Source organism: Fibrella musci (genome assembly GCF_041321105.1).
GTDB classification, from domain to species: Bacteria; Bacteroidota; Bacteroidia; order Cytophagales; family Spirosomataceae; genus Fibrella; species Fibrella musci.
This window is the reverse complement of the sequence record NZ_JBGGWD010000007.1, coordinates 546300-569312: the sequence shown is the minus strand read 5'-3', so window position 1 is coordinate 569312 and position 23013 is coordinate 546300. Positions and strand designations below refer to the sequence as shown.

The following is a 23013-nucleotide window of genomic DNA, read 5'->3' as shown; positions in this document are numbered from 1 at the left end:
GTAAAGGTTCAAAGGACTGTAGTTCAGGCACGTAGTGCGCTCACCATCAGCCCCTTGGGGCGTTGGGTGGATAGAACGGCCAATAACATAATAGTGAGCTTGCGTGCGACAAGGGGGGCTGTCCCTAACAGGGAAGTTTAGGCTCGTTAGGCTGCTTCGGTTGACACGAGAATCGCTCCGACTGGGCTACTTTGGGCTTCCATTTCCGGGTTCCGGTTGACAAAGGAAACGCCCCCGATTCATTGATAAAGTAATGAAAAGTAAAAGTTGGTTATCATTTGTGCCCGCTTATTGGGCGGCTTTATTTGACATTATTATTACCATCACCCATCAGTCAGATGATTATTGGCAGGGTAACTTAACTAAAGCCAATGAAGGTAATCCCTTTGGTGCTTACATGATGGCCCATCACGTTTCGGGCATCTTCGTCATCTGTTTTATTTGGCTGGTTATCATTGGCTTGGTAGGCCGCTGGTTGCCTGATAAATATGCCAGGGTGTTTTTGCTGTTTGTTTTGATTGTCCATTCATGGGGTGCCTCAACTTGGTTGTCTCAATTTTATGGTTTTTGGTCCGTAATCGGTTTCACGCTGTTTAATGCTATTTTGTTTTACAGGGTAGAGGATTTTATGCAAAGCAGAGTGGTAAAGCCAATCTAATACGCTCCGCGTGGGGTAGCTCTCCGTCGACAGGAAGCCCGTCTCGGGGGAAAGTTTGCAGCCCAACCAAATGAGGATGTAAAGGTTGGGAGTCTTGTTGTTCAAGGACGTAGTACTATCATCCATCAACCCTCATGGTCGTTGAGCCAAGCCGTTGCTTTTTCTGTACGGCTGCGGCTCTTGCGACAGAATAAACACTTGACAATCAGCGCTTCTTCTAGTTCGGCGTGTCACCTGTGACAGTGATACTTGGTGAGTTTACAATATATTTGAGTTTGTCGGCAACAGCGTTTGATAAGCTAAACTTCTCGAATTTTAAAGTAGATATACGAATGAACAACTTAGTCGAAAAATATACTAGTCTTGTTGCCTCATGTATTCCAAGACTGGAGTCGTCTATGAATCCGGGCTGTTCACCTGAGCAGATTATGAGACTTGAGCAAGAGTTAGGTGTAGAACTTCCAGAGTCTTACAAACAGCTTCTTAGTTGGCATGATGGCGAGAAACAGATAAAGATTCTATTAGGCCACTCGTTTATATCCGCTAGTGAAGTGCTCTCTATTTTCAAGCGTTTTTTGGAAACTCGGGCAGGTATTCGTGACCTTAAAATTTATCAGCCCGAATTGATTCTTCCTTTTTATTTTAACAAGAAACGTGTTCCATTCGCACACGACCATTCAGGCCAGTACATGTGCATTGACTACGAACCGGGCAAGGAAGGTAGAGTTGGTCAAATCATTTACTTACCACTTGGAGAACCTGAGCCTATTTCTGTAGTTGCCAACAGCTTTGATGATTACTTAGCATTCTTAATTAGTGCCATTCAATCAGGCCGCTTAAAAGCTGATGTTTATGATGAGCCAGATGATGACTATTTTGAAGCATATTTTGTCAATTACTGGCGGGATGATTGGACTGATATTGCTGACGAGTACAATCAAAAAGGAAGATGGTCTTAGCTCCGCAAGACAAGGTAGCGGTGGACAGGCTGCACGCAGGTATTCGACGTTTGAACGCCCAACATCCGAAGTATGTAAAGGTTAGATAAGTATGGCCGTTTATTCAGACTTGCTTTATCCATCAATACTTTGGATGGTTGGGTGGCCCGTCCATCAAGCGTTTGTTTGCAGCCTTCGGGCGACAGGATGCGGGCCTCAACTTCCAGCATCTGGCTGGCATTACAAGTGCCCCTGTAAGTCAAGTGTTCGGCTTCCAAGTCCGGCTCCCCGGCGACAGGGTAAACGCCCTGGTTGGGACGTTCAGAAATTCTTAGTATGGCATATCGAATGACACAGGACAGTATAATTGCTTTTGGCAACCGAAATTGGCAAATTCTTGATGTTAAAGGTGACAAAGCGTTGATTATCAGTGGAGAAATAATTGAACTTCGTTGGTATCATCAAAAGTTTGTAGAAATAACTTGGGCAAATTCTGCGATAAGGCAATACCTTAATAATGAATTCTACAGCACTTTCAGCCAGGATGAAAAAGCAAAAATCAGTACAGTTACAAGCCGCAATCTTGATAACCAGTGGTTTAGAACTAACGGCGGCAAAGACACAACTGACAGTATATTTTTATTAAGTCTGGAGGAAATCTGCGAGTATTTCGGTAACAGTGGAGCAAAATTGAGAAATAAGGGCAATCAGATATGGTCCATAGATGATGAAAATAACAGCAGACGACAAGCGAAGTATGGTGGTAATTTCCACTGGTGGCGGCTTCGGTCACCTGGCTATTACGCTCGCACTGCTGCAAGTGTCAGCTATAATGGTTGTGTCTACGTCCGTGGTAACGGTGTTTATGGAAGCCCAAGAGATGGCGGGGGGATTCGTCCCGCTCTATGGCTAATATTAGAAGAATAATCCTTCTTCATTCGCTCCGCGTAGGGCTGCTTTCGGGCGACAGGCAAAAGGCCGGTTACGGATGCCTCCGCATCCATCACAGCCGATGCATTGAGCAAAGAGGCTGTGCAAGAGCAGGTAAAAGAAATTGTGCTATGCAATACAGCCAAAAACTTTAATGATGAGGGTACAAAATCTGTCGCTTTGCAGGCCGGAAAGTTCACCGTTAGCTGTACGTTTAATAATAACAACAACGACCTTTATCGCCTCGATGAGCTGACCCGTGCAATAGAAGAATTACTGTAGTGTCATCACTATAAAAGTAAAATTGCCATGCAAAATTCTTATTTCGTTAATATCTACATTAAAGGCAAGAAAGCAGAAATGAGCCAGCTTTTTAAGCAGTTGAATGCCTTAAAAAGCAAGGATCAGGTTTTTAAATCTTTGTTGGACTTCACTGAAAATACCTCTGCCGAAAGCAATGAAACTTATGGCAGCTTGAATGAAGATCTGCCTAAATCTGCCATAGAATATACCCTGCATTCGCCCACAGAGATGTACGCAGATATGGAAACAGAGAATGGCATTCCCGAAATATTTCTGCAGAAACTTTCTGCCCTATACAAGGTATTGGTTGATGTGCAATACGAATGCGACACCGATGATGTGGCCGGGAAAATCGTTTTTGAAAATGGAGAAAAAAGGCTACACAAAAAATACCGCTTTCTGGAAGGGAAATACCATCTGGATACCGAAAAGGATAAAAGTATTTTTTGGGAAGAACTGCAGGTTATGACCGAAGATGTATATAGCCAGAATTATAAATCTGCTGAAGAAATCATCCGGGACGAGCTGCCATTTTTAAACGAAAAAGAAAAAAAGCGGTTTACAGAAATGTATGAACAATTGTAGCGCATGTTCTTTTGATGAGTAAGAATCGGCAGGGTATTTGCCATATCATTAGCTAGTGCATTAACAAAAATAAATCTTCAAAAACACTATGTTGAATACTCACAATAAAGCAGTAGCTGTAACCATTTCCTTAGATGCTGGAATTCTATTTGTGCCACGTAACTAACGACAGATCGGAAAATCGATAATGACAGTCAAGTTTTATGCAGGTAGATCGGCTGACAGAGTGAGTTCTCGATAGGAAGCTGTAGAAACTTGTAAAGCAAATATGAAACCAGCGATATCTAGAGCAGAAGTATTAGCCTTCAGAATTCTCAATAGAAATATTGATAAATAAGTATTGGGTTGATTGGGCAGTTGATATGCTCGTAGCTGGGTTTGATACTGAAAATTTAATATTGATGCGTGAATTAATCCGTAAAGTCGTTGGCTCACAGAAATAGCCCAACTTTCTCAGAAGCGATATTGGGCAATCATATACTTTACAGACTTACTCACGGACCAATAACGCCATTATGGTACTTGTATTTTTATTGAAAGGGATAAAAATCGAAAGGAGTTTGCAGCCAAGTGTGGTGCAATAAAGCTAAAACACAAGTTATACAACCTACCTCCCTTTCGGATTTTGGTGTAGGATGATTTTAAAATCTTTGGTGATCGGTTGCTTTGTTTTTTGATTAAGGTACAGTTGCAGTTGCTTCGGGGTAATTTGGGCGCTGTCTATAATTTCAATTTTATTTTTTTCCTTTATGTTATCTGCCAAGCCGTTGCTAGAAGTGATCACGATACCTCTATCTTCGTTGATGTGGTTGATGCGCCCGTCAGGAAAAATATGAATGCTGTTTTGCTTGCCATCGGTATAGATACTTGTAAAATCACCTGCATTGCCATAAACAATTGCGCCCAGTTGGTAGAGCATAGAAGAGGTTGAGTTATTTTTTGTTTTCTGTCCTATGGCGGGCAGATGCTCCTTCAGGCATTGGTAAATGGTTTCAAAATCGGCGATGCTGAATTTTTCTGGATTTACAAAAATGGTGATCTTTGATATTTTTAAAGGCGTAGTATTACCCGGAAACTGGATGATAGAAGAAATGGTATCCAGGTAATTCCATCTGGCATTTTTATAAGCGGTTTCATAATAGGGTAAGCCAACGTACTGCTGTATTTTGTACACCAGCTTATCGTTGTACTTTAGCTCGTGGTAGCGCAGGTCTGCATCAAAACGCGTTTCGTTGACCTGCATCAATTCAAGCTTGTTGTTTCTACAGGTTCCTTCAAAAATCAATTCCTCATTTTTACTGATGCAGGAAAAAAACAGGGTGCTGATTAATAAGAGGTAAATTATACTTTTCATAGTCATTTTCGGGCTATTTCTGGTTAAATGTATCGATTTTTAAAACTCCGTTGATCAGGCGATAGGTTGCTTGTTTATTCTTCTGTTTCAATTCGGGCATATAATAATCATAAACGGTGATAGTTTCATTTTTTATCCTGGTGCTGGTAGAGAATTGATTTTCTACCACATCATCGTAAAAAATTGGTATAGACTTTTGCAACCAGCCATCATTATTTAATTGCAACAACCAAGCTTTAGATTCATTGTCAGTTTCCTTATAAAAAACGATGATACGGATCTTATCTATATGATACAAAGTTTCTGCGCATTACATTTTTGCAAGGTCGTCTGCAGAAATCAGCGATTCTACTTATAATAGCTCATACGCCTGTTTTTTGCTTAGCGAGATTGAGCTTCACGGTCTCCAGCACTAAATACCAGCGAATCAAACAATAAAAGCGTATCATCGGTATAATTACAGGCGGCCATGCCTTTGCGGTTACCGAAAAACTTGAACGAGGGCCCGGCTAGCAGTGAATTTCCAGCCACTTCTACCTTCTGGCCATCACTGCTGGTAAAGGCCAGATCGGGGTCATCTTTGAAATGAATCCGTAACTTGAGCGCCTTGGTAAAGGCCACTACGGTATCACTCGCTTGTCGGAGATTTTCCAACGAGAAATACCATTTCACTACTTCATCCAGGCCCTTCTCTGAGACCGTTCGGATGATTTGAGCCATTCGACGCAGTCCTACATCACAACCGAGTGCCATCAGACCAGCCAGAAAGAGCGAATTGGTAGGCCGTTTAGGGATGTGCTTAGGCTATCAATGGGTCAGTGCATCGGTAAACCGAGTGGGCGAGCGGTCGACAGCGTGAACGCCCCGGTTAGGGTAGCCAAAATTTGACTTAGCGGATTTCAACCAATGTCCTCTTTTTAGAGTCTTGGGTAAAAACCAGTTGGCCATGAGGCGATTATTGTGTGTGTTGATGTTGTTACCCCTTATGGTGGCCTGTAAACAGGAAACCGTTGAGGTTCCAGTTTCCTACTGTGGATATTCAAGTCCGAACACCAAGCGGGGCCAGTTGTTGCGTGATGTAGCCGTTAGGGTTGTGCGATTGAGCAGTCAACCCAACACGTTACAATTGGAGCAGGTAAATGGCGGCTTGTATTTAGGGACTTGCAATCTGGTTGATGAATATCGACAAGAAGGGTTAGAGCTTGTTATAAGCGGCTACTACTTGACTTGGCCAGGCTTGGAAAATATTGACATAACTCCTGCACCTTTTGAGGTTGTAGAGGCGCGAAAAAAGTAAACGTTTTCGCTCCGTGTGGGTCGTCACCAGTGACAGGCAGCACGTCCCGGAGGAAAGTTGGCAGCCCAGCCATTGGGCGTTGGCATAAAGCCAGCTTTTGCTTATAAAGACAACGGTTATTTTTTCATTATCAAATAGATCTAAATTATTCTGGTAAAATAAATTAATCCAAAAGACGTTATAGTCCACCACTTTCGATCCATTTTTTGGCAGATTCTATCCAAAAAAGCTTATTATACAATAACCATTTGCCTGCTACAAGCTTTAAAAAATACTTATGCTGATCCACGATACTGTTGGTAACTTTGGTGACAATATAGGACGTAGTATCGCTGTCTTTCACGGTACTGATGATGCTTTCATTCTCAGGGTCGTATTTCGGCGGAACGCCATAAGAACCCATAACGCCGATTTTTTTATCTTCTTCTTTAAGGCCAGGTATTGCGTAGGTTTCAAAAATGTCGAAATATTCTTTTCTCTGCTTTACCACTATACTGTCTGCTGTGGCATAATATTGGGCATCAGTGATGCTTTTGTTTTTAGCCATAGCCTCTAGTTTTTGCCCATCCTGTTGATTGTTGCGCTCCCAATGGTTCATTGCACTCATAAAAAGAAGCAAGGTTTTTTCAATGTCGGTTTGCTGTGTTGTAGTCATTTGAATTAGTGGATTGTTATTTTGTGCCTGTAAGGTAATGGTCGTTGGGTAACCCATCCAAGCAAGTGGGCGTTTCGCGTTCTGGTCGACAGGGCAGACAGGGCAATGGATTGATAATGAACGCTCTTTGTTGGTTTGCCACGTACCTAGTGGCAAGCTTATCCACCATACATAGATGGAACGTCGACAAACGCGTTTCGGCCGACAGGAAACGTACTCCTTGATAGGCCCATCTCTACAGTGCTCGGCCTGTTTTTGGTTCGGTGGACAATACCAATATTGGTTAGACATTGTTTTGGTGACATGCCCATCAATTGAGAAAGCAATCTTTTAGAATTATGCTGCCACAGCACATAGCAGAAAAGTTTTATCGCACTATCAAAGGAGACATTACAATTGAAGACTTTGAGCAGTGGTTATACGCCGATAAAGAAATCGAGAGGCTACTTAGTCCTGACGATTATTTGGAGTTAATTGCTTTAAATTTCAAGAAAAGTGGAGCCAAGTATGAACTGTGGAATTTGCTCAAAAAACAAATTGACCTCGGTGAATACGAAACCTATAAATTGGTTGAACTATTAACGGAAGCGAAGAAGAATACTGACAGGTTACCTTACATTTTAATGGAGTTTTATGGCCTGTATTGCAGAGGATATGGTTTTCTCCAAGAACTCGGCCTCAATTATGGTTTATCGGTTGAAGCTCCGACTATACCCAATTCAACGGCAGACACGTGGGAAGAATTGACGATAGAGCAACAACAAGAATTATTAAACAGCTTTTGGCCAGAACTCGAAAAGGAAGTTGATCGCGTAGTTGATTGGCTTGTGTCCGACAAAATAATTTTGACAGGTGAAAAAGACTACATAGGGGATTATATCTATAATGATCTACGGACTCAAAAAGAAAGGGGTCATGGCTATTAAGGTTGGGATGCTACCGTCGACAGGAGTCGACCTTGGCTTCATCGGTTTGTATGCTTGTAGTTCGCTCTGCGGTGGCGCGTTACCTCGGACAGGAAAACTCGGAGTAGGCCAATGCGGCATCCCAACAAAGGCGAAGGTGTAAAGGTGTCACGTACCTGATCGTGAGCTATCTTTCATCCACCATCAACCCTCGGGGTCGTTGGGTGAACACAATAAGATGTGAGTCATAGGCGGATTACCGGCGACAGGAGAACCGCCCCGACAGGTCAGCTTTGGGCTCGTTAGGCGGGTTGCAGCTGACACGATAAATGCCCCCGTTGAGCAGATTGGGTTTGTGGGGCAGCGTCTCGGCGACAAAGCAAGCACCCCAAAACTTAATGCTTTTAAGATTTTGAATTTATGAGTAACCAGCGAAAAGCCGCACCCTTCAAATTGACATACGAGTTGACTGGGGCAGGTTGGGCGCATTCAGTAATAGAAGTTGGAGGGCAGAAGGTTGAAATGAGTGTGTCATATCTTCATGACACATTGGAACAACTTACCTCGGCGACTTTACATCTGGTACGTGGGGAGTCACTTCAGGAGGAAGTGATATTTATGGATGAACCAGGCGAGTACCAGTTAGAACTAAAACGTAAGACGGAAACATTAATCGTGTCGCTCACTCAGTTTGAGGATTGGAAAAGTTGGGGGATGTTTGATGAGAGCAAGCATCACGTTCATAATTTGATGGTATTTGAAGTGTCCGTAAAAAAATTTGCGATGGAGGTGCTAAACGTGCTTTTCAAACTGTACGAGCAACACGGTTTGGATGGTTACAAAGCGAAGTGGGTGGAAGCTGAGTTTCCGTTTGCCAAATACCACGCTTTAGAAGTGGCCATCAAGGCGTATCGGTAGTATTGTTCGTGTGTGCGGCTGTCTGGCGGCAGGCCGCACACCCCCGAAGGAAGGTTTTCAGCCCAGCCAAACGGGTGTGTAAAGGTCAGGTACATGTATTTAGTTGAGTTTCGCGCCCACCATCAACACCCGTTGGCGTTGGGGGCGAGCGCGAAACTGGGCGTTCAATGCGGGCTACCTGCAACAGTGGAGCAGTAAGTCAGGTAAGTCGTTTTGCATGGGCGGGCTACATGTGACAGAGTGAACCCCCTCGTTAAGTGACAACAAGAATAAGTTTCGTAGGCAGATGTAGTAACTGACAGGTAGGAACTAATGAAGGTACTTTTCTGGCTCATTATTTTGGCTCTACAGATTTTCGTATCGCTCAGTTTTGGGATCGGTGTTTATATGCTCGGGGCTTTGTATGACTATCAAGGGGGATTTGATGGCTTCTTCAGTATGACTTTCGTTCAGCCTGTAGTTGGCTTTTTCACATCAGCGGCATCCATTTTCCTTTGTCTAATTCTGGGGCTTCCCATTCGTGTTTTAGAAAGTGTCTATCAATGGTGGACTCAACGTTTTTTGTTACCCGTGGTTATTTTTGGTGTTGGCTGTTTGATGTTGATAGGCTCGTTTTTTCTTTCAGAAAAAGTGTATCAAGGACCTCAAGGAGTTAGAGTCGTACCCAATTTTAGCCTTGTCATAGCTGGTTGGTTTACTACGCTCTTTGCCTTAAGCCATTTATTTCCACCACCTAGACTGATGGAATTTGTGGAAAGTAAATTTAAACGAAAGTAAACATGAAGCTCCGCGTGGGGTAGCTTCCGCTAACAACACGCTCGTCCCCTAGGACGGTTGCAGCCCAACCAAATGAGTGTGTGAAGGTGCAAGTGCGTTTGTTTAGTGAAATGACTCGCTCACCATCAACACTCAGGGGTGTTGGGGGGCGTCCAGGTCAGTGGGTATTTCACGTTTTGGGCGACAATGGACAAAATGAAAACTATAAAGCTAATCGGCTTGGTCTTTTTGCTGCTGTCGATCGACAGTGCCATTAGGTTCATTACTCTCATCACTCATAGCCAGAAAACGTATGTCGATTCTGTGGGTGATTTTTTTAGAGAGTACCTGTCTTACACGGCTTTTCACATCTATCATTTAGGCTTGGTTTTCTGGATATTGGCAGGGATATATGCACTGGTTGCCAGTAAAATACTGGTCAATCGAGAATCTCACTTAGCCTTGGGCGCAGTCATTGCCCTGGCGACGTATTTGGTTTATGCTAATTACTTCTTTTTAGAACTGAAGTCTAAACAGTTTTATCCACTTGTCATCGCCTACCCGCTATTGGGTGGCCTGTTCGGGGCTATTTATTACAATATTTACAGACGAAAGTAACTCTCCTGCTTGATATCAACTGATCCTTTGACTCTTTTAACACTCGCATTTCTTTGAGTTAGGGCGTTGATTCTTAACGTTACTGGTGGACGGCAAGTTTACGAAATCGTTGCGACCGACAAGGCAACGTGCTTGGGGGGCACGGTTTGACAGGCTCGGATTTGCCGCTTCCACCTCTCTCGGCTTTAGCGGTTGTGTGTTTAGTTGGTTAGCTCTGCCGGGGCCACTTACCTCGGACAGGAGAGTGGTCGAGTAGGCCAAAGCGGCAACCCAACCAAACAAGGGTGTAAAGGGCAAAGGCATGTATCTTGCGGTGAGTAAAGTGGTTCCCATCAGCCTTTGCTAGCGTTGGGTGGCCCGTCTAAGTAAGTGGACATTTCACGTCATGGCCGACAGAGTATCATGCTGATAATGAGCGATAAAAAGTAGTTGACTATCCTCTGACATCCTTATTTGGTATATAGCATCGTGAGAAGTCGGCGAGAGATAGTTCGAGATTTGGTTCTGTTCCAACAGGATCTGGTTAGTTTAACTACTGAGTTGAATCGATATCCCTGGGATTGTCCAACAGCTTTGTATGAAATTAACCAGCACGATCTAGCCTCCGTGATCCGTCGCTGTCTTTTCGATGAAGTTTCTCTTCAAAACTTACAGGACTGGGCCAATACCGTTGAATGTAGAGAAGATATATCCTACAGTAGTCCGCACCTCGAAGAAATAGTGATCGAATTAGCTAATCCATTGATATTTAGCTCGCTAACAAAATCGAGCTTATGGGCTACTTACGAACGGGTAATAAATGAACTAATATTTTAGAAAGGCAGGTTTCGGCCGACATGGCAACGTACCTGAGTGATTACCGCTTGACAGCCTCGGCTTCTGATGCTATTAAAACATGGGCTCAAAAATTACTAAATCTGTAATAGTCTTGAGTGCAATCATTTCCATGCTAGGATGTGAAAAAGAAATCCCTAAAGTTAAATACCTGAATAAACGATATACTGCACTAACTCCACTTGGACAGTCAAAAAAGTATGTCTTGAAAATGATCGCGTCAGATGCAGATTTTAATTATAAGCGCATAAGCAAATTGGATGACCTTTTAACTAATCTCGATTCTTCAGATCATGTAATCTCATTTTTTGAACCTGTAACTGGTAGCTATAAATTTTATCAGTTTATTGCAACGTATAAAGGAGAAGCATACAGTAGGGGGGATCGTTCGGAAGTTAAAGAGTTTCACGATCTCCTGATCCTTAAAACTGATGCAGAAGACGCAATATGCGATGCTTATCAGTATACGATAGAATGGGCAGAAATGCCTCATCAATCTGATCTTCTGAAGGCTCAGTCAAAGCAGGTAAGGCTGAAAGAGAATCTTTCTATAGAGCATCTTCAGCTAAAACGAACCTATAAACCTTTTGATTATCCATCAGAAACAGGTCGCCTATCACTTTTAAACCATGATTTATAGCTCTGCTGAGTTCACTCACGTTGGACAGGAATCACCCGGAGCATGCCAAAGCGGTAGCCCAACGCAGGCAAAGTTGTAAAGGTGTAACGTACCTGATCGTGGCTTATCTTTCGGCCATCAGCCCTTGTGGGCGTTGGGTGAACCGATCAAAAAATGTCTGCATTTCCGGGTCGTGGGCGACCGGTTGCAGAGTTTAGATGGATTGCTTATTCGGCAGGTTGCGGCTGACAAGTCGAACGCCTCGAAAGTCAAGTTTTGGTTTGTAGGGTAACGTTTTGGCGACAGACTAACTGCCCCCAAAAAGTCAGCTTCGGGCTTTGTGCTCGGTGAACGAATAACACGATGGAACAAATCTCAATTGGTAGCGTAGTCAAACTTAAATCAGGCAGTCCTCAGATGACAGTCACCGGCTACGGGAAGAAATACGGAACCGGTACTATACTGATTAATCTCGTGGAGGATAAAGAGCAGGTTAAATGTCAATGGTTTGATGCAACAGGAACGTTGCAGCAAGACACATTTCCTGTTGCTGCCTTGCAGTTAGCTTGATCAGAGTCGTGTTTGCTCTACGTAGGTTGGCTTTCCGATGACAGGCAGCACATCCTGAAGGAGATCAGGAAGCCCGACCAAACGAGTGTGTAACGATTCAGGTACTTGCGTTCAGATGAGTCGCCTATTATCAGCTCCCGTGGGCGTTGGATGGAAGTCTACGCCGGACGTGTGCGCAACGATCCGGAGGATAAGGCAACGCCGGCTGTAGGAGATTGTGTAGGCAGGATCAACTAGTTCACCTACACCGAGGTTTACTCCATTAGCACACGGCAGCAGACCAACTGCTTAACAGATCATTATGAAACTAGCTGTTTTTGGGGCTACGGGCGGAACAGGCCGCGAACTGATTTTACAAGCTCTTGATAGAGGTCATGAAATAACGGCAATCGTTCGTCGTCCCGCGGCCTTTACGCTAACCCATGCACGATTGAAGATAATAACGGCGGATGTCATGCAGCCAAATTCATTTGCTTCCGCGCTCGAGCACCAGGACGCTGTACTGTCAGTCATTGGCAAGAGCAGCTTGAAACAGATGACGTTCTACCGCCAGTCAGCCCGCAATATTATCGATCAAATGGATAAAGCGGGTGTTAAGCGGTTGATTTGTCTTACCAGTATCGGTGTGCTGGACAAACCGGTCGGCCCCTTGTTTTACGTTTGGCTGATTAAGCCACTGCTTAAGAATATCTACGACGATATGCGGTGCATGGAGCAGACGGTAAGTGAGAGCCAGTTAGTCTGGACGATTGTGCGACCGTCCTTTTTGTTTGATGGGAAACGAATGGGTCAGTACCGCGTGGGTGCATCGGGTGAGCTAGCTCATGCGAACAGGATTTCGCGGGCTGATTTGGCGAATTGCCTCCTGGATCAACTTGACACGCAAGCTAATTGGCAAAAAGCTATCGCCGTTGCCTATTGAATTAGGGCAAGCCATGACGGGAAATTTAGTGAATGCGTAAGTCCTCGTGGGCGGCTTGTCGGGCAACAGGCCACCAGGTTATCGTTTTCAGCCCAACGAAGGCGAGCGTGTAAAGATTGAAAGTACGTGCGTTCCGGAACATAGCTCGTTGATGGTCAACGAGCGGGTGTTAAGTTCGATTCATAAAGTGTTCGTTTGTCAGTGTCGCGGCGACAGGTTGCGGACCGCAGAGGACAAGTTTTTGCTTGTTGGACGACTTTTGGGTGACAGCAAAAACGCTTAAGGTAGTCAGGGCTGAAAAATTATAAACGATGTTCAAAAATCTTTTCGGTAAGAAAGATACACCGCAATCTGCGTCTTACAGTGAAGCCATTCTTTTTGCCATCGACAAGTTCATCGAGGATTTTGATGAATGGTATAATAGGGGTGAAGTTGACGAAGAAAGTGCAGACGATTTTCTTTACAACCAGATTTTTGAACACGTTCGCAATGAGGAATTAACGAATCAACTATACGTCTTCATACCCGTTGCGCTAACACGTATTTGGTTCGAGCAACAACCTATCAAATTATCAGAAACGTATTCTAAATCAAGGGAAGGTAGTGATAGCCAGCTTGTCTGGCTTGATAGTATTGAGGTTTATCGGCAAATCGTTACCGTGCTACGTTCAAAATTGAGCGGTTTATCAGATGAGGATGCTTACAAAATTCTGGCGCACAGTTCAGAATACAAGATTATTGGCTACGCTTTAGAGCAGGGTGTTCCATTGGAAAATGTGAAAATGGCCCCTTTTGTAAGTGGTGTCTAAAGTTCATTCACAGGCTGTTACGTACCGAGTGCTCAGTTTGTTAGGTGACAGGCAGCAAGCTGCAAGATCAACGCAGACAGCCGAACTAAGAAAGGATATAAAGGCCGGGGAACGTGTATTCAGGCAAGTAATCTGTGGAGCCATTAACTCTTTCGGTTGTTGAATGCGGCAACTAATTGAGTAGGTTCAGCAACGTACCTGTGACTGAGCAAGCCTAGAAAGGATAGGTACGCAAAGTCTGACCTTCACTGCTGATGAAACAGTATCCAGTGCTGAGTACTAAGCGACTGTACAACTTTTATTGTGCTATGCAGTTTGAATCAAGTATGATAAGCCAACCTTAACGATACATAGCCATGCAAGCACCCCTTCCCAAATTTCTCCCGTCGCTGGTTTTCGACGACAAAGCCGAAGAAGCTGCAAGATTTTATACATCAATCTTTAAGGACTCGAAAATTCATAATATACTTCATTTCAATGAAGGTCAACCTGGTCCGGCTGGTAGTGTATGTCTTGTTGCCCTACAACTTAACGGACAGGAATTCCAGTTTGCAAACGGAGGGAGTTCCTTCAGATTTTGTGAAGGCATGTCGCTCTATATGAATTGTGATTCTCAGGAAGAAATCGATGACGTATGGGATAAATTGTTGGAAGGCGGTAAAGCGCAGGAATGCGGCTGGCTGAGCGATAAATTTGGTGTTTACTGGCAAATTGCGCCCACGATTCTGTGGGATATGATGAAAGATCCTGACACCACAAAAACCCACCGAGTTCTGAATGCCATTTACAAAATGGTCAAGCTCGATGTGGCAGCGATCAAGCAGGCTTATGAGGCCTGACGATTGCACCGTTTTACTTCGAACGAGTCGCCTATCTGTAGCTCCACCCGGTTGGAGTAGACGAATTGTGTTATAGGTTCGCTCCGATGAACAGACAGCCGGGCGACAGGTAAAAGATCGTCTGATAGAAGCAAAAACTTGTAGTGAGAAAGTATACTATCAAGCGCTTATAAATGGCTGCGACAATTATATTATCCATTATAGGGATACTGTTTGTTCTCATGGGTTTCCTCATCAGGAAGTTCAAGTTAGCTAATGTGATTGCAGGTTATGATCCTAGTCTGGTAAAGGAACGAGCAGGTCTAGCCACTTGGATAGGAAACTGTGCCATGGCAACCGGTCTATCTGCATTGATCATCGCCCTGTTGAACCACCTTTTCCTATCAGCCAAATCCGAGACGTTTTCATACATAGCTTTTATGGTTCTCTCTATGGTTAGCGGTGTAGTCGCTTTGGCTGGTTCTCAGAAATACAGTAAATAGATTAGTTCTCTGGGATTCCCTGGCCACGGACAGGCTAGCGACTGAGTACGCCAATACCGCAGCTCAACCAAGAAAGGGTGTAAAGGCGGTAACGTACCTGAGTTTGGCTTGTCTTGTGGTGCACCGTCAGCTCTTTGAGGCCTTGGGTGAGCTGGCCAAGTAAGCGATGTGGGTGCGTCATTGGTGGCTTTACCACGTACCTGCCGACAGGGCGAAGTTGGGACGACATAACGGTGGCAACATTGTCTTGATCGAAACAAGAACACACCTTTAAAGCCACTTTTTTTAATTGATTTAGGGCCTGAATCTTATAAAACATGACTACCAAACAGACCACCTTACTAGCTAACATCCTCCTGGTTCTACGCCTTGTATTTGGGCTATTTTTGCTCGTAGTGACCGTGTTGGCTGATTCAATCTGGATACGCCTTCTGTGCTTGTCTTCTGCTGTTTTGCTGCTTCATCGAGCGTATACCATCCTGGCTGATACTAAGCGTTATTTAAGCAGAAGTGACTGGTGTAGCCAGAGCCACTTCCGCCAGACAGGAAATTGACTGGATTGCTGACACGGTAGCCCAACCAGCTATGCATGAAAAGGTCGAACGTACCTGATAGTAGCTTATCTTGTGTTTACTATCAACCTTGGCAGGCGTTAAATGGTGCGTAAAAAGAGTGGTTCCCAGTCTCTGCTTCGGTCTACAAGTAAGAAGAGATGGGCTGTCATTTCTGGTCTTTGACCGACAGAGCGTATTCTCTAAGAGCGATTCAGACAGATCGAAAGGGCCAGTCATAACGGGATAGCTGATTGTTTAGGTAAAGGAAAATTGAAACTCAGAAGTTGATACCATGAGAAAAATAGTTTATTACGTTGCTTGTTCGATTGATGGGTTTATCTCAGGACCAAATGATGACGTAAGCGGGTATGTAGCAGAAGGAAACGGAGTAGAAAAATATCTACATGATTTGGCTTCTTTTGATACGGTAATCATGGGAAGAAACACTTATGAATATGGGTATAAATTTGGAATCTTGCCAGGCCAGCCTGCCTATCCGAATATGACCCACTATATCTTCTCTAATAACCTGACTTTTGATAACCCGCACGAGACAGTGCAGGTGAAGCCAGTAAGCCTTGAAGAAATCAATAACCTTAAACGGCAGTCAGGATCGGATATATATTTATGTGGGGGTGGACAATTCGCAGGCTGGCTTTTGGATCATCAACAAATAGATATATTGAGGATAAAACTTAGCCCTTTGATTGTAGGGCAAGGCGTTAAACTTTTTGGCGACTCCAAAAAAGACTATAAAGCAGAACTGCTCGATAGTACAGTGTATGATCACGGACTGCAAATGATGACCTACAAACTCAATTATTGAATAGCGCTGTGCATGCTGTGGGGCGGTTTGTTGGGCGACAGGGTGCCTGTCCCGGATGAGAGTTTTCAGCTCGATCTGTCAGCGGTATAGTATAACGTACCTGATCGTGACTTGTCTTGAAGTTACCGTTAACCTTCGCAGACATTGGTAAGCTTAAATCATTCAATAGCAGTAGGCTAGCTTTCGGCCGATAAGAGAGCTGGTACAATAAGCAGGCTTAAGTTTCTATGGCTACCTGATTAGCCAACACCCTATCAAGCAGGCTAGAAAAATGCGCAATAAATAATACAAAATGTCGATTTTATTGAGCATGTGCCAGTCAGTGAGTTGTCCATAGATCAAGATAAATAAGTTCTATAGTATGAGCAATAATAAAGAAATAGAATTGTTTTTAACTAACATAAGTAATTTATGCCCCGAAACTCTATCTTCACTCGTAGCTAATACTACTGAAACTGTACTAAAAAAATACGAGTATTTTGTTAAAGACGGTGATGTTTCTCGTGAAGTAGGAATACTTGTTAAAGGCATAGTACGTTCATTTTTTGTGACAAATGAGGGGAAAGAATATAACAAAAATCTGTTTACTGCTCCAACTATAATTGGTTCCTATGTATCATTAATCACAGGATTACCAAATCGCCTACCCCAGCAAGCCCTGACTGATTGTCTTGTTGTGAAAATTCCGATAACTGTTATTGACGAATTATCAGAAAATAATATTGAGATTGAAAGGCTTAGGCGAAAAATTGCCGAACATTTCTTTGTGTTAAAGGAAAAGCGTGAGCTTGAAATGGCTATTCTTCAGGCGGAAGAACGCTATTTAATTTTTCGTGATGAATTTAAAGGAGCGGAACAATTAATTCCTCAGTATCATATCGCCTCTTATCTTGGCATCACGGCAACGCAACTCAGCCGTATTCGAAGCAAAATGAGTAAGAAAAAGTAAGAGGTATTTTAGAGCTATGTTCTGCTGCAACGCTCAATTCGCTGTAGTATAATCTGAATAGGAACCAAGCAGCACCAGTTTATTGAAGAACTATGTGTGAGCGTAGATGGACCTCAGCGGCGGAAGAAGCGACTCATCTAACGAATTGGCCTTCTCACCACTCGCCGTTTAACAATAGGCGCAAAATCTTTATTCGATTCGGAGCGGATGCCTTCTTAAAGTCGACGCTCCACTACGGCCTTATGTACGTTCAGACCACGTACTTCATGGTAGTCTTGACCGAGCGCGAATCAACATATAGCATTGACGATGGGCCCGATCAGTCGCTGGATGGCCTATTGGCTTGATTCAGCGCTAAGTGTCTGGAGAATACCATCCAATTTTCAGCGGGAAAATACCAGCAGCTTGTTGGCCAAATCAACCACCCAAAAAGGCCGTTTTCATCACTGGCAATCGGCCCTTAGTTACCCAAAGCAGGGCATCGACGATCAAGATGAATCGTGCTTTCGTTTACGCTGAAGCGGTAAAGGAAGTGTCCGCCGCTACGGTCACCATTATCTGCTGCCTACTGAGGTCGGTTAATAGAGCCTACCGCAGCGGCGGACCGTTGAGGAGTCATTTGCAGTAAGCTTAGTTACTACAAAATGGACCGGCTCTCAGTCATCAACTAGGCTAAAACACGCTTCAAATCTTTACCTATGTAAATGCAAGGCGCCTATCCCGACGTTAGTTTTGCGCTATTATTTACTAGTCAAAATGAGCCTTTTATGAGAAATAAAGAATTTCCTTTTTTTACCAATTTGTTCATTTTGGCGGCCATCTGGAATCTTGTCGGTGCCGGATTTGGCTACTTCAATACCCAATATACTTTTCAGGGTTTGTTTGGGAGGGAACTAGTTGATCCTCTATTTTATGAAATATACAAAGGTGCATGGGGAACTACACTAATGTTCTTTGTTGGCTATCTATTGGTTGCTTATAATCCGATTAAGCATACAGGCGTTGCCCTTATAGGCGGGATAGGAAAACTGTCTTTTGCTATTGCCGAGTTGCAGCTTTATTATTCCGGACTTGCGAATTCTAAAATACTATTCATTGTTATAGGCGATTTTATATTTTGTGCATTTTTCTTGTATTATTTCATTAAACTAGTTGTCGCTAAAAAAGCGATAATATAAGCAACGTTATGAGAGCTCTGGTGTCGATACTACTTGTCGTGATTAGTATAGAAAAATCAAATGCACAAGACGTATGGAAACTGGTCAAAGATGAAGGTGGAATTGAAGTTTATGTGGGTAAACTTGCAACTAGCGATTATGTTGCCTTTAAAGCTGTCATGTCTTTGAAAACAACAAAAACAGCGATTGTTAACGTATTAAAAGAAGTAGCTAAATACCCTGAATGGTTTGCGTTTACTGCATCAACGCGGCTAATATCACAGCCGGATAATGAGCAATCATTTTTTATGGAAACAGATTATCCTTGGCCTTTCTCAAATGAATGTATGAATTATAAAATGAGTTTTGAAAAATTTCAGGATGATAACCTAAAAGTAGCTATCACAGCGATTGATGGTACGATGAAATGTAAGTATTCATTAAAAAAGGCAAGTGGTTATATTTTGCTTAAGACAGAAAATGAGCGTATAAGAATAACTTATTATTTTCATTCTGAACCATCGCAGCATATCCCCCCATGGTTGATTAATCCAAAGATTCATGAAATGCCTTTCCAGACGTTTAAAGCACTACAAAAAAGATTGAACAACTAAATTGTTGTATGTATACCAATGCGATACGACCTATGTCAACCTCTGGAGAAAGTCGTTGATGATCAACTACCGGGTCGATATCTACGGACGCTGGTTGACGAGTTAAGACGAACTAACGGGATGACTGTGGACGAAATCGCCGAGTATAACTATGGTAAATTTGTGCATGTGCTCGACCCGAAAGGTAATCTGATTGAGCGTCAAGAACCCAACGGTAAGCCCAATCAGGCCTAAACGCGGGTTCTCACCACCTCACTTCCCATTGATGGGTGCCCGTAGGTACGTTGGTAAGCTGCCAGCTGTGGTCATCCTGTTTGGCCGAAACCCGGCGACCGTTTTGCCAGAGTGTAGCCGTCGGGCTGAGGCGGGGTACGTAGACGACACCCTTCGTGTTGGCGGGTAGCGTCAATCGGAGGTGCCATTGCCGAGCAAGTTCGCGCTGGGTACGTCCACGCTGGGCGAATCCACGCGGGGTACGTTGTATGAACGATACGCGCACGGGGCCGTGTAATGTGGGGAGTTGCAGCGAGGCCTGTTTCAGGCTGCCGGGCTGTGGTTTTACCTGAATGACGCCGAAGGCCGGGGTGAGCGGTTCGACGCCCATTAGCTTTCGTACAATTACATTGGCCGGGGCGGCTCCCCAGGCGTGGTTCCAGTCCTGATTGGGTTTGTAGCGCGTGTCCCAGGCTTCGGTGGTCATCGTGGAGCCGGTCCGCAGCATGTTGTACCAGCTCCGTTCGGCGGTCGAGGTTAGCAGGGAGAGGGCGTAGTCGGCCTCATGGGCGTTGTACAGCGCGTCGAGCAGAAACTGCGCGCCGTAGACACTACAGGCCATGCCCCGCGACCGGATATGCGCCAGTACCCGCGCTCGGTTGGCGTCGGGCACCAGCCCCACAGCCAGTGCCATCATGTTGGCGTGTAACGAGGCGTGGCGGGTGCTGTCGCCGTCGGTCACAAGGCCCGTGGCGGGGTCGATAAACGTTGCCTGATAGGCCTGTTTGACCTGCTCGCCCCGTTGCCTGAACTGCGCCGCCTCGTCGGGTTTCCCCAGTTGGTGAGCCAGCTCGGCCATGTGTTGCAGGGCCTGATAATGGAATGCATTTACGACCGCATTATAGTCGCGAAAGACAAAGCCGTCGGTTTCGCCCGCTTCTTTCTTGCCCAGGCCCAACACACCCTGTTGCGGCCAGTCGACGATATCCTGTAGGGTTGGGCGTCCGTCGAAGGTTTCGTAGTGAATCGAAGCTTTAAAGGCGGGTGTCTGCTTGCCGGTGCGGGTGCTGATGAGGCCGTCGGGTCGGGCCAGTGGGAGCAGCAGTTTGGCTTTCAGGTCGGCATAGAGGCGGGTCAGGTTGCGCGCGTCGCCCGAGTAGCGGTAGTCGTTCCAGGCGATCAGCACATTTTGCAACGACCACTCGGTGGGCCAGGTGGCGTGGAAAATGAGGTAATCGAGCGAGCGTTTGGCCATCGTATACTCGGCATCGGTTGCGTAGTGCGCCAGTTGGTTGATGAGCGCGTCAGCTTCGTAGGGAATCCGTTCACGATCCCCATCGACGTAATACCCGGCAAAGGAGGTGGCTTTGATGGTGTGTTTGCACAGCGCCCAAACCCGGTTCAGCGTGGTGTCGGAACTGCTAAAGGTCGCGGCGGCTTCATCGAACGGGTACGTGACAACGTGGCGTACCAACTCGCTCACCTGCACCGACGGAGCGGGCGCTTCGAGTTCGACGTACCGGAACGGCAACACCTCGCCGATGTAGTCGGGCATCAGAATCGCCTTTGGGCCTGTATTGCGCTTGTCGGGCGGGATCGGCACCGGGTACGTATGTGTGCCGGGGCGTAGGCGCAAGACGAGCCGCCGGTAGCGGATGGTGCCGGGCGGCTTACGATGGACGTTCCCTTCGGGCGTCAGCCGTTCCCCTACGTGCAGCACCAGAGAATCGGTCGTGGCCGTTGTCTGGGCCGTGAGCCATACCTGTCCAAACGCATCGTCACCGAAGTCATACAGCTGTAAACCGCTGAGCTGGGTACGTTGCCGGGCCGATTGCTGCTGTTTCACCAGTGGGTAGTGGCTCGTGGCGTAGTCGGCGAGTGTAGAGCCAGTGCGGAACACCCGGATGGCCGAATATGGGCTAACCCGCCGCCGGTCGTCCCAGACGCGGACTTTCCAGTAATAGACCCGATTGGCCAGCAAGCGCTGCCCGGCAGGTATCAATACGCCGACGCTCTGGCTGCTGGGTACGTTCCCTGAATCCCACACGTCGCCCCGCCCGGCGGCACAGTCGGCTCGCGACGAACTCAGCACCAGTTGATAGGCCGTTTGACAGTGGCCGGTGCGGGTGTCGGGTAGTTGCCAGCTAAACGAAGGCCGCTCGCTGCGCACAAGGGCCATTTGCAGGGAGTCTGGAGCGGTTTCGGGCGTCAGCGTGGTCAGGAAACCGCGGTGCCAGACCTTGTCGGTATGCAGCAATAAATCGGTGCGGAGGGCCACCGGGGCCAGAGAAATCTGTGCCCGTAGCGTCGACACGGTCAGCGAAAGCAGGGCCAGCACAAAAAATCGCATAGGTCGTCAGCGTAAGTCTTCGCCGTGATCGTTGGGGAAATCGCTACCACTCCAGATGGCTTGCGCGCTCCACAGGTGCGGCGGGTCGGTCCAGAACGGGTCGGTAGCGGGCAGACCAAGCGGCAGAAACAGGCTCGTGGCGAGATAGAGACTCCCCTGGTTATTATACACGTCGGCAATGTCGGGTTGCGCACCGTAGAGGCCGATCGTCAGCCAGCCGTTTTGGTACGTGGTGGGGCTTTCAAGCGTTTTCCGAAGTACGGCGGTGAGGGCGCCTCGCACCTGCGCTGGTTTGAGTGACGCGGGCAATGCCTTTCGCCAGGCCATATCGGCCAGATGGTGGAACGCCGCCCCCCGGTAAACAATGGAACGACCCGTAGCCGGAAACGAGCCATCGGCGTTGATGAGCCGTTCCTGAATGATGGCGTACCGTTCGTTGCGCCGCCTGATTTTGTCGGTCATGGCGGCGTAGGCGTTGGTTTTAGTGCCGATAATACTCGTAACCGCCGCCAAATAGGGGTGAATCACATAGCTGTTGTAATAGTCGAAGGCGTAGCGGGGGCCGTCGGTATACATGCCATCGCCCACGTACCATTGTTCCAGTTGTTGCAGGGCGTAGTCGACGCGCATAGGATCCCAATCGTAGCCGAAGCGGCAAAAAAAAGCTTCGTTCATGGCCGAAAACAGCAGCCAGTTGGAAAAACCGGGCTTGAATGTACGCGTGCTGCGAATGGCCCTGACGAGGCGGTCGCGGTCGGTGGGGGTGAGGTGTTCCCACAACCAGGGCGCCCGCACGAAGGCCAGCGCCAGAAACGACGCATCAACCAGCGACTGCCCGGCCAGGTTGAACCGCATGTAATCGCGGGCGGTAGAATCGAGCGCGTTGGACAGGCCCTTCACAGCCCATTGCCGGTACTGGTTGCGTAGGGCTACTTCGTCGGGGCTGCCGCCTTCGGCCTGTAGCCAGGGGGCGATGCCGCTCAGCACCCGACCCAGCACTTCCACATACTGCACCTGTAGCCGTTGCTCGCGGTTGTCGACCCGTTTCGAGACCACCCTGGGCATCACGAGGCGCAGGCTGTCGTGGGCCAGACTTTGCAGTACAGGCCGCACCATCCGGTCCAGTTCGTAGAGCCAGTATTGCCGGTCAGTGCGGGCGGGGGCGGGTGTGGGTACGTTCTTCTTCTTCGACTGGGCATGGAGTGGGGAGCTAAGCCCGGCCAGTCCGCTTAATCCGATGAGCAGACAGATGATCCGGCGTTTCATTGGCGGTAGTACGTTGGTTGGGTACGTAGTAAAATGGGGGTATACAGCCGAACGGTGGTCAGGTACGTGCGGGCTGACTGTCGCTGGTTGAA

The 23013-nt window shown here is 46.3% G+C and carries 25 protein-coding genes; 19 read left to right on the top strand and 6 right to left on the bottom strand.

Annotated elements, in window-relative coordinates; genetic code table 11:
• Nucleotides 1-253 precede the first annotated feature (253 nt).
• The 5 genes from ACAW74_RS24450 (at nt 254) to ACAW74_RS24430 (ending at nt 3414) form a co-directional block, all read left to right on the top strand.
• Nucleotides 254-658 (top strand): hypothetical protein, encoded by a 405-nt coding sequence (locus ACAW74_RS24450; RefSeq protein WP_370700876.1) that lies wholly within the window; start codon nt 254-256, stop codon nt 656-658.
• A 332-nt stretch (nt 659-990) separates the two neighbouring features.
• Nucleotides 991-1617, top strand: coding sequence for an SMI1/KNR4 family protein (locus ACAW74_RS24445; protein ID WP_370700875.1), 627 nt, complete (start codon nt 991-993; stop codon nt 1615-1617).
• 327 nt (nt 1618-1944) lie between these two features.
• Nucleotides 1945-2523, top strand: coding sequence for a DUF6273 domain-containing protein (locus ACAW74_RS24440; RefSeq protein ID WP_370700874.1), 579 nt, complete (start codon nt 1945-1947; stop codon nt 2521-2523).
• Nucleotides 2524-2613: 90 nt separating this feature from the next.
• The gene (locus ACAW74_RS24435) at nt 2614-2808 is read left to right on the top strand and encodes a hypothetical protein (protein WP_370700873.1); all 195 of its coding nucleotides are present in this window, start codon (nt 2614-2616) and stop codon (nt 2806-2808) included.
• A gap of 27 nt (nt 2809-2835) precedes the next feature.
• Nucleotides 2836-3414, top strand: a complete 579-nt coding sequence (locus tag ACAW74_RS24430) for a hypothetical protein (RefSeq protein ID WP_370700872.1) — start codon at nt 2836-2838, stop codon at nt 3412-3414.
• Nucleotides 3415-4021: 607 nt separating this feature from the next.
• Here the strand turns inward: ACAW74_RS24430 and ACAW74_RS24425 are convergent.
• The 4 genes from ACAW74_RS24425 to ACAW74_RS24410 all read right to left on the bottom strand — a co-directional run bounded on the left by ACAW74_RS24425 (nt 4022) and on the right by ACAW74_RS24410 (nt 6720).
• Nucleotides 4022-4768: a hypothetical protein gene (locus tag ACAW74_RS24425; RefSeq protein ID WP_370700871.1), complete on the bottom strand. Its 747-nt coding sequence runs from the start codon at nt 4766-4768 to the stop codon at nt 4022-4024.
• Between the two features lie 13 nt (nt 4769-4781).
• Nucleotides 4782-5066, bottom strand: a complete 285-nt coding sequence (locus ACAW74_RS24420) for a hypothetical protein (RefSeq protein WP_370700870.1) — start codon at nt 5064-5066, stop codon at nt 4782-4784.
• 83 nt (nt 5067-5149) lie between these two features.
• Nucleotides 5150-5563: a Tn3 family transposase gene (locus tag ACAW74_RS24415; protein WP_370700908.1), complete on the bottom strand. Its 414-nt coding sequence runs from the start codon at nt 5561-5563 to the stop codon at nt 5150-5152.
• 680 nt (nt 5564-6243) lie between these two features.
• Complete coding sequence (locus tag ACAW74_RS24410; protein WP_370700868.1) at nt 6244-6720, bottom strand: NTF2 fold immunity protein; 477 nt, start codon at nt 6718-6720, stop codon at nt 6244-6246.
• A gap of 338 nt (nt 6721-7058) precedes the next feature.
• Between ACAW74_RS24410 and ACAW74_RS24405 the strand changes: the two genes are divergently transcribed.
• The 14 genes from ACAW74_RS24405 to ACAW74_RS24340 all read left to right on the top strand — a co-directional run bounded on the left by ACAW74_RS24405 (nt 7059) and on the right by ACAW74_RS24340 (nt 19092).
• A complete protein-coding gene (locus ACAW74_RS24405; RefSeq protein ID WP_370700866.1) occupies nt 7059-7646 on the top strand; it encodes a hypothetical protein in 588 nt (195 codons plus the stop codon).
• 399 nt (nt 7647-8045) lie between these two features.
• Nucleotides 8046-8543 carry a hypothetical protein gene (locus ACAW74_RS24400; protein ID WP_370700865.1) on the top strand — a complete coding sequence of 166 codons (498 nt, stop codon included), beginning with the start codon at nt 8046-8048 and terminating at the stop codon, nt 8541-8543.
• 312 nt (nt 8544-8855) lie between these two features.
• A complete protein-coding gene (locus ACAW74_RS24395; RefSeq protein WP_370700864.1) occupies nt 8856-9320 on the top strand; it encodes a hypothetical protein in 465 nt (154 codons plus the stop codon).
• A 195-nt stretch (nt 9321-9515) separates the two neighbouring features.
• A complete protein-coding gene (locus ACAW74_RS24390; RefSeq protein WP_370700863.1) occupies nt 9516-9917 on the top strand; it encodes a hypothetical protein in 402 nt (133 codons plus the stop codon).
• Nucleotides 9918-10845: 928 nt separating this feature from the next.
• Nucleotides 10846-11391 (top strand): hypothetical protein, encoded by a 546-nt coding sequence (locus tag ACAW74_RS24385; protein WP_370700862.1) that lies wholly within the window; start codon nt 10846-10848, stop codon nt 11389-11391.
• A 342-nt stretch (nt 11392-11733) separates the two neighbouring features.
• Nucleotides 11734-11940, top strand: coding sequence for a YodC family protein (locus ACAW74_RS24380; RefSeq protein WP_370700861.1), 207 nt, complete (start codon nt 11734-11736; stop codon nt 11938-11940).
• 301 nt (nt 11941-12241) lie between these two features.
• Complete coding sequence (locus ACAW74_RS24375) at nt 12242-12862, top strand: NAD(P)-dependent oxidoreductase (RefSeq protein WP_370700860.1); 621 nt, start codon at nt 12242-12244, stop codon at nt 12860-12862.
• 311 nt (nt 12863-13173) lie between these two features.
• The gene (locus ACAW74_RS24370; protein WP_370700859.1) at nt 13174-13671 is read left to right on the top strand and encodes a hypothetical protein; all 498 of its coding nucleotides are present in this window, start codon (nt 13174-13176) and stop codon (nt 13669-13671) included.
• A 356-nt stretch (nt 13672-14027) separates the two neighbouring features.
• Nucleotides 14028-14510 (top strand): VOC family protein, encoded by a 483-nt coding sequence (locus ACAW74_RS24365; RefSeq protein ID WP_370700858.1) that lies wholly within the window; start codon nt 14028-14030, stop codon nt 14508-14510.
• Between the two features lie 173 nt (nt 14511-14683).
• Entirely contained in the window at nt 14684-14992 is a 309-nt protein-coding gene (locus ACAW74_RS24360) for a DUF3784 domain-containing protein (protein WP_370700857.1), read from the top strand.
• Nucleotides 14993-15838: 846 nt separating this feature from the next.
• Nucleotides 15839-16372 carry a dihydrofolate reductase family protein gene (locus tag ACAW74_RS24355; RefSeq protein ID WP_370700856.1) on the top strand — a complete coding sequence of 178 codons (534 nt, stop codon included), beginning with the start codon at nt 15839-15841 and terminating at the stop codon, nt 16370-16372.
• A gap of 361 nt (nt 16373-16733) precedes the next feature.
• Entirely contained in the window at nt 16734-17321 is a 588-nt protein-coding gene (locus tag ACAW74_RS24350) for a Crp/Fnr family transcriptional regulator (protein WP_370700854.1), read from the top strand.
• A gap of 704 nt (nt 17322-18025) precedes the next feature.
• Entirely contained in the window at nt 18026-18499 is a 474-nt protein-coding gene (locus ACAW74_RS24345; RefSeq protein WP_370700853.1) for a hypothetical protein, read from the top strand.
• 8 nt (nt 18500-18507) lie between these two features.
• Entirely contained in the window at nt 18508-19092 is a 585-nt protein-coding gene (locus ACAW74_RS24340) for an SRPBCC family protein (protein WP_370700852.1), read from the top strand.
• Between the two features lie 244 nt (nt 19093-19336).
• On the opposite strand, the gene ACAW74_RS24335 is transcribed toward ACAW74_RS24340, so the two are convergent.
• Both ACAW74_RS24335 and ACAW74_RS24330 read right to left on the bottom strand, forming a co-directional pair.
• Nucleotides 19337-21655, bottom strand: a complete 2319-nt coding sequence (locus ACAW74_RS24335) for an alpha-L-rhamnosidase-related protein (protein ID WP_370700851.1) — start codon at nt 21653-21655, stop codon at nt 19337-19339.
• Between the two features lie 6 nt (nt 21656-21661).
• Entirely contained in the window at nt 21662-22921 is a 1260-nt protein-coding gene (locus tag ACAW74_RS24330) for a DUF2264 domain-containing protein (RefSeq protein ID WP_370700850.1), read from the bottom strand.
• Between the last annotated feature and the right edge of the window lie 92 nt (nt 22922-23013).

Coding starts and splice junctions, on each gene's coding strand:
- ACAW74_RS24390 (WP_370700863.1), top strand. CDS start 9,516: ATGAAAACTATAAAGCTAATCGGCTTGGTCTTTTTGCTGCTGTCGATC.
- ACAW74_RS24330 (WP_370700850.1), bottom strand. CDS start 22,921: ATGAAACGCCGGATCATCTGTCTGCTCATCGGATTAAGCGGACTGGCC.
- ACAW74_RS24360 (WP_370700857.1), top strand. CDS start 14,684: ATGGCTGCGACAATTATATTATCCATTATAGGGATACTGTTTGTTCTC.
- ACAW74_RS24355 (WP_370700856.1), top strand. CDS start 15,839: ATGAGAAAAATAGTTTATTACGTTGCTTGTTCGATTGATGGGTTTATC.
- ACAW74_RS24425 (WP_370700871.1), bottom strand. CDS start 4,768: ATGAAAAGTATAATTTACCTCTTATTAATCAGCACCCTGTTTTTTTCC.
- ACAW74_RS24445 (WP_370700875.1), top strand. CDS start 991: ATGAACAACTTAGTCGAAAAATATACTAGTCTTGTTGCCTCATGTATT.
- ACAW74_RS24400 (WP_370700865.1), top strand. CDS start 8,046: ATGAGTAACCAGCGAAAAGCCGCACCCTTCAAATTGACATACGAGTTG.
- ACAW74_RS24405 (WP_370700866.1), top strand. CDS start 7,059: ATGCTGCCACAGCACATAGCAGAAAAGTTTTATCGCACTATCAAAGGA.
- ACAW74_RS24370 (WP_370700859.1), top strand. CDS start 13,174: ATGTTCAAAAATCTTTTCGGTAAGAAAGATACACCGCAATCTGCGTCT.
- ACAW74_RS24345 (WP_370700853.1), top strand. CDS start 18,026: ATGCAAGGCGCCTATCCCGACGTTAGTTTTGCGCTATTATTTACTAGT.
- ACAW74_RS24430 (WP_370700872.1), top strand. CDS start 2,836: ATGCAAAATTCTTATTTCGTTAATATCTACATTAAAGGCAAGAAAGCA.
- ACAW74_RS24350 (WP_370700854.1), top strand. CDS start 16,734: ATGAGCAATAATAAAGAAATAGAATTGTTTTTAACTAACATAAGTAAT.
- ACAW74_RS24380 (WP_370700861.1), top strand. CDS start 11,734: ATGGAACAAATCTCAATTGGTAGCGTAGTCAAACTTAAATCAGGCAGT.
- ACAW74_RS24365 (WP_370700858.1), top strand. CDS start 14,028: ATGCAAGCACCCCTTCCCAAATTTCTCCCGTCGCTGGTTTTCGACGAC.
- ACAW74_RS24375 (WP_370700860.1), top strand. CDS start 12,242: ATGAAACTAGCTGTTTTTGGGGCTACGGGCGGAACAGGCCGCGAACTG.
- ACAW74_RS24450 (WP_370700876.1), top strand. CDS start 254: ATGAAAAGTAAAAGTTGGTTATCATTTGTGCCCGCTTATTGGGCGGCT.
- ACAW74_RS24440 (WP_370700874.1), top strand. CDS start 1,945: ATGACACAGGACAGTATAATTGCTTTTGGCAACCGAAATTGGCAAATT.
- ACAW74_RS24335 (WP_370700851.1), bottom strand. CDS start 21,655: ATGCGATTTTTTGTGCTGGCCCTGCTTTCGCTGACCGTGTCGACGCTA.
- ACAW74_RS24410 (WP_370700868.1), bottom strand. CDS start 6,720: ATGACTACAACACAGCAAACCGACATTGAAAAAACCTTGCTTCTTTTT.
- ACAW74_RS24395 (WP_370700864.1), top strand. CDS start 8,856: ATGAAGGTACTTTTCTGGCTCATTATTTTGGCTCTACAGATTTTCGTA.
- ACAW74_RS24340 (WP_370700852.1), top strand. CDS start 18,508: ATGAGAGCTCTGGTGTCGATACTACTTGTCGTGATTAGTATAGAAAAA.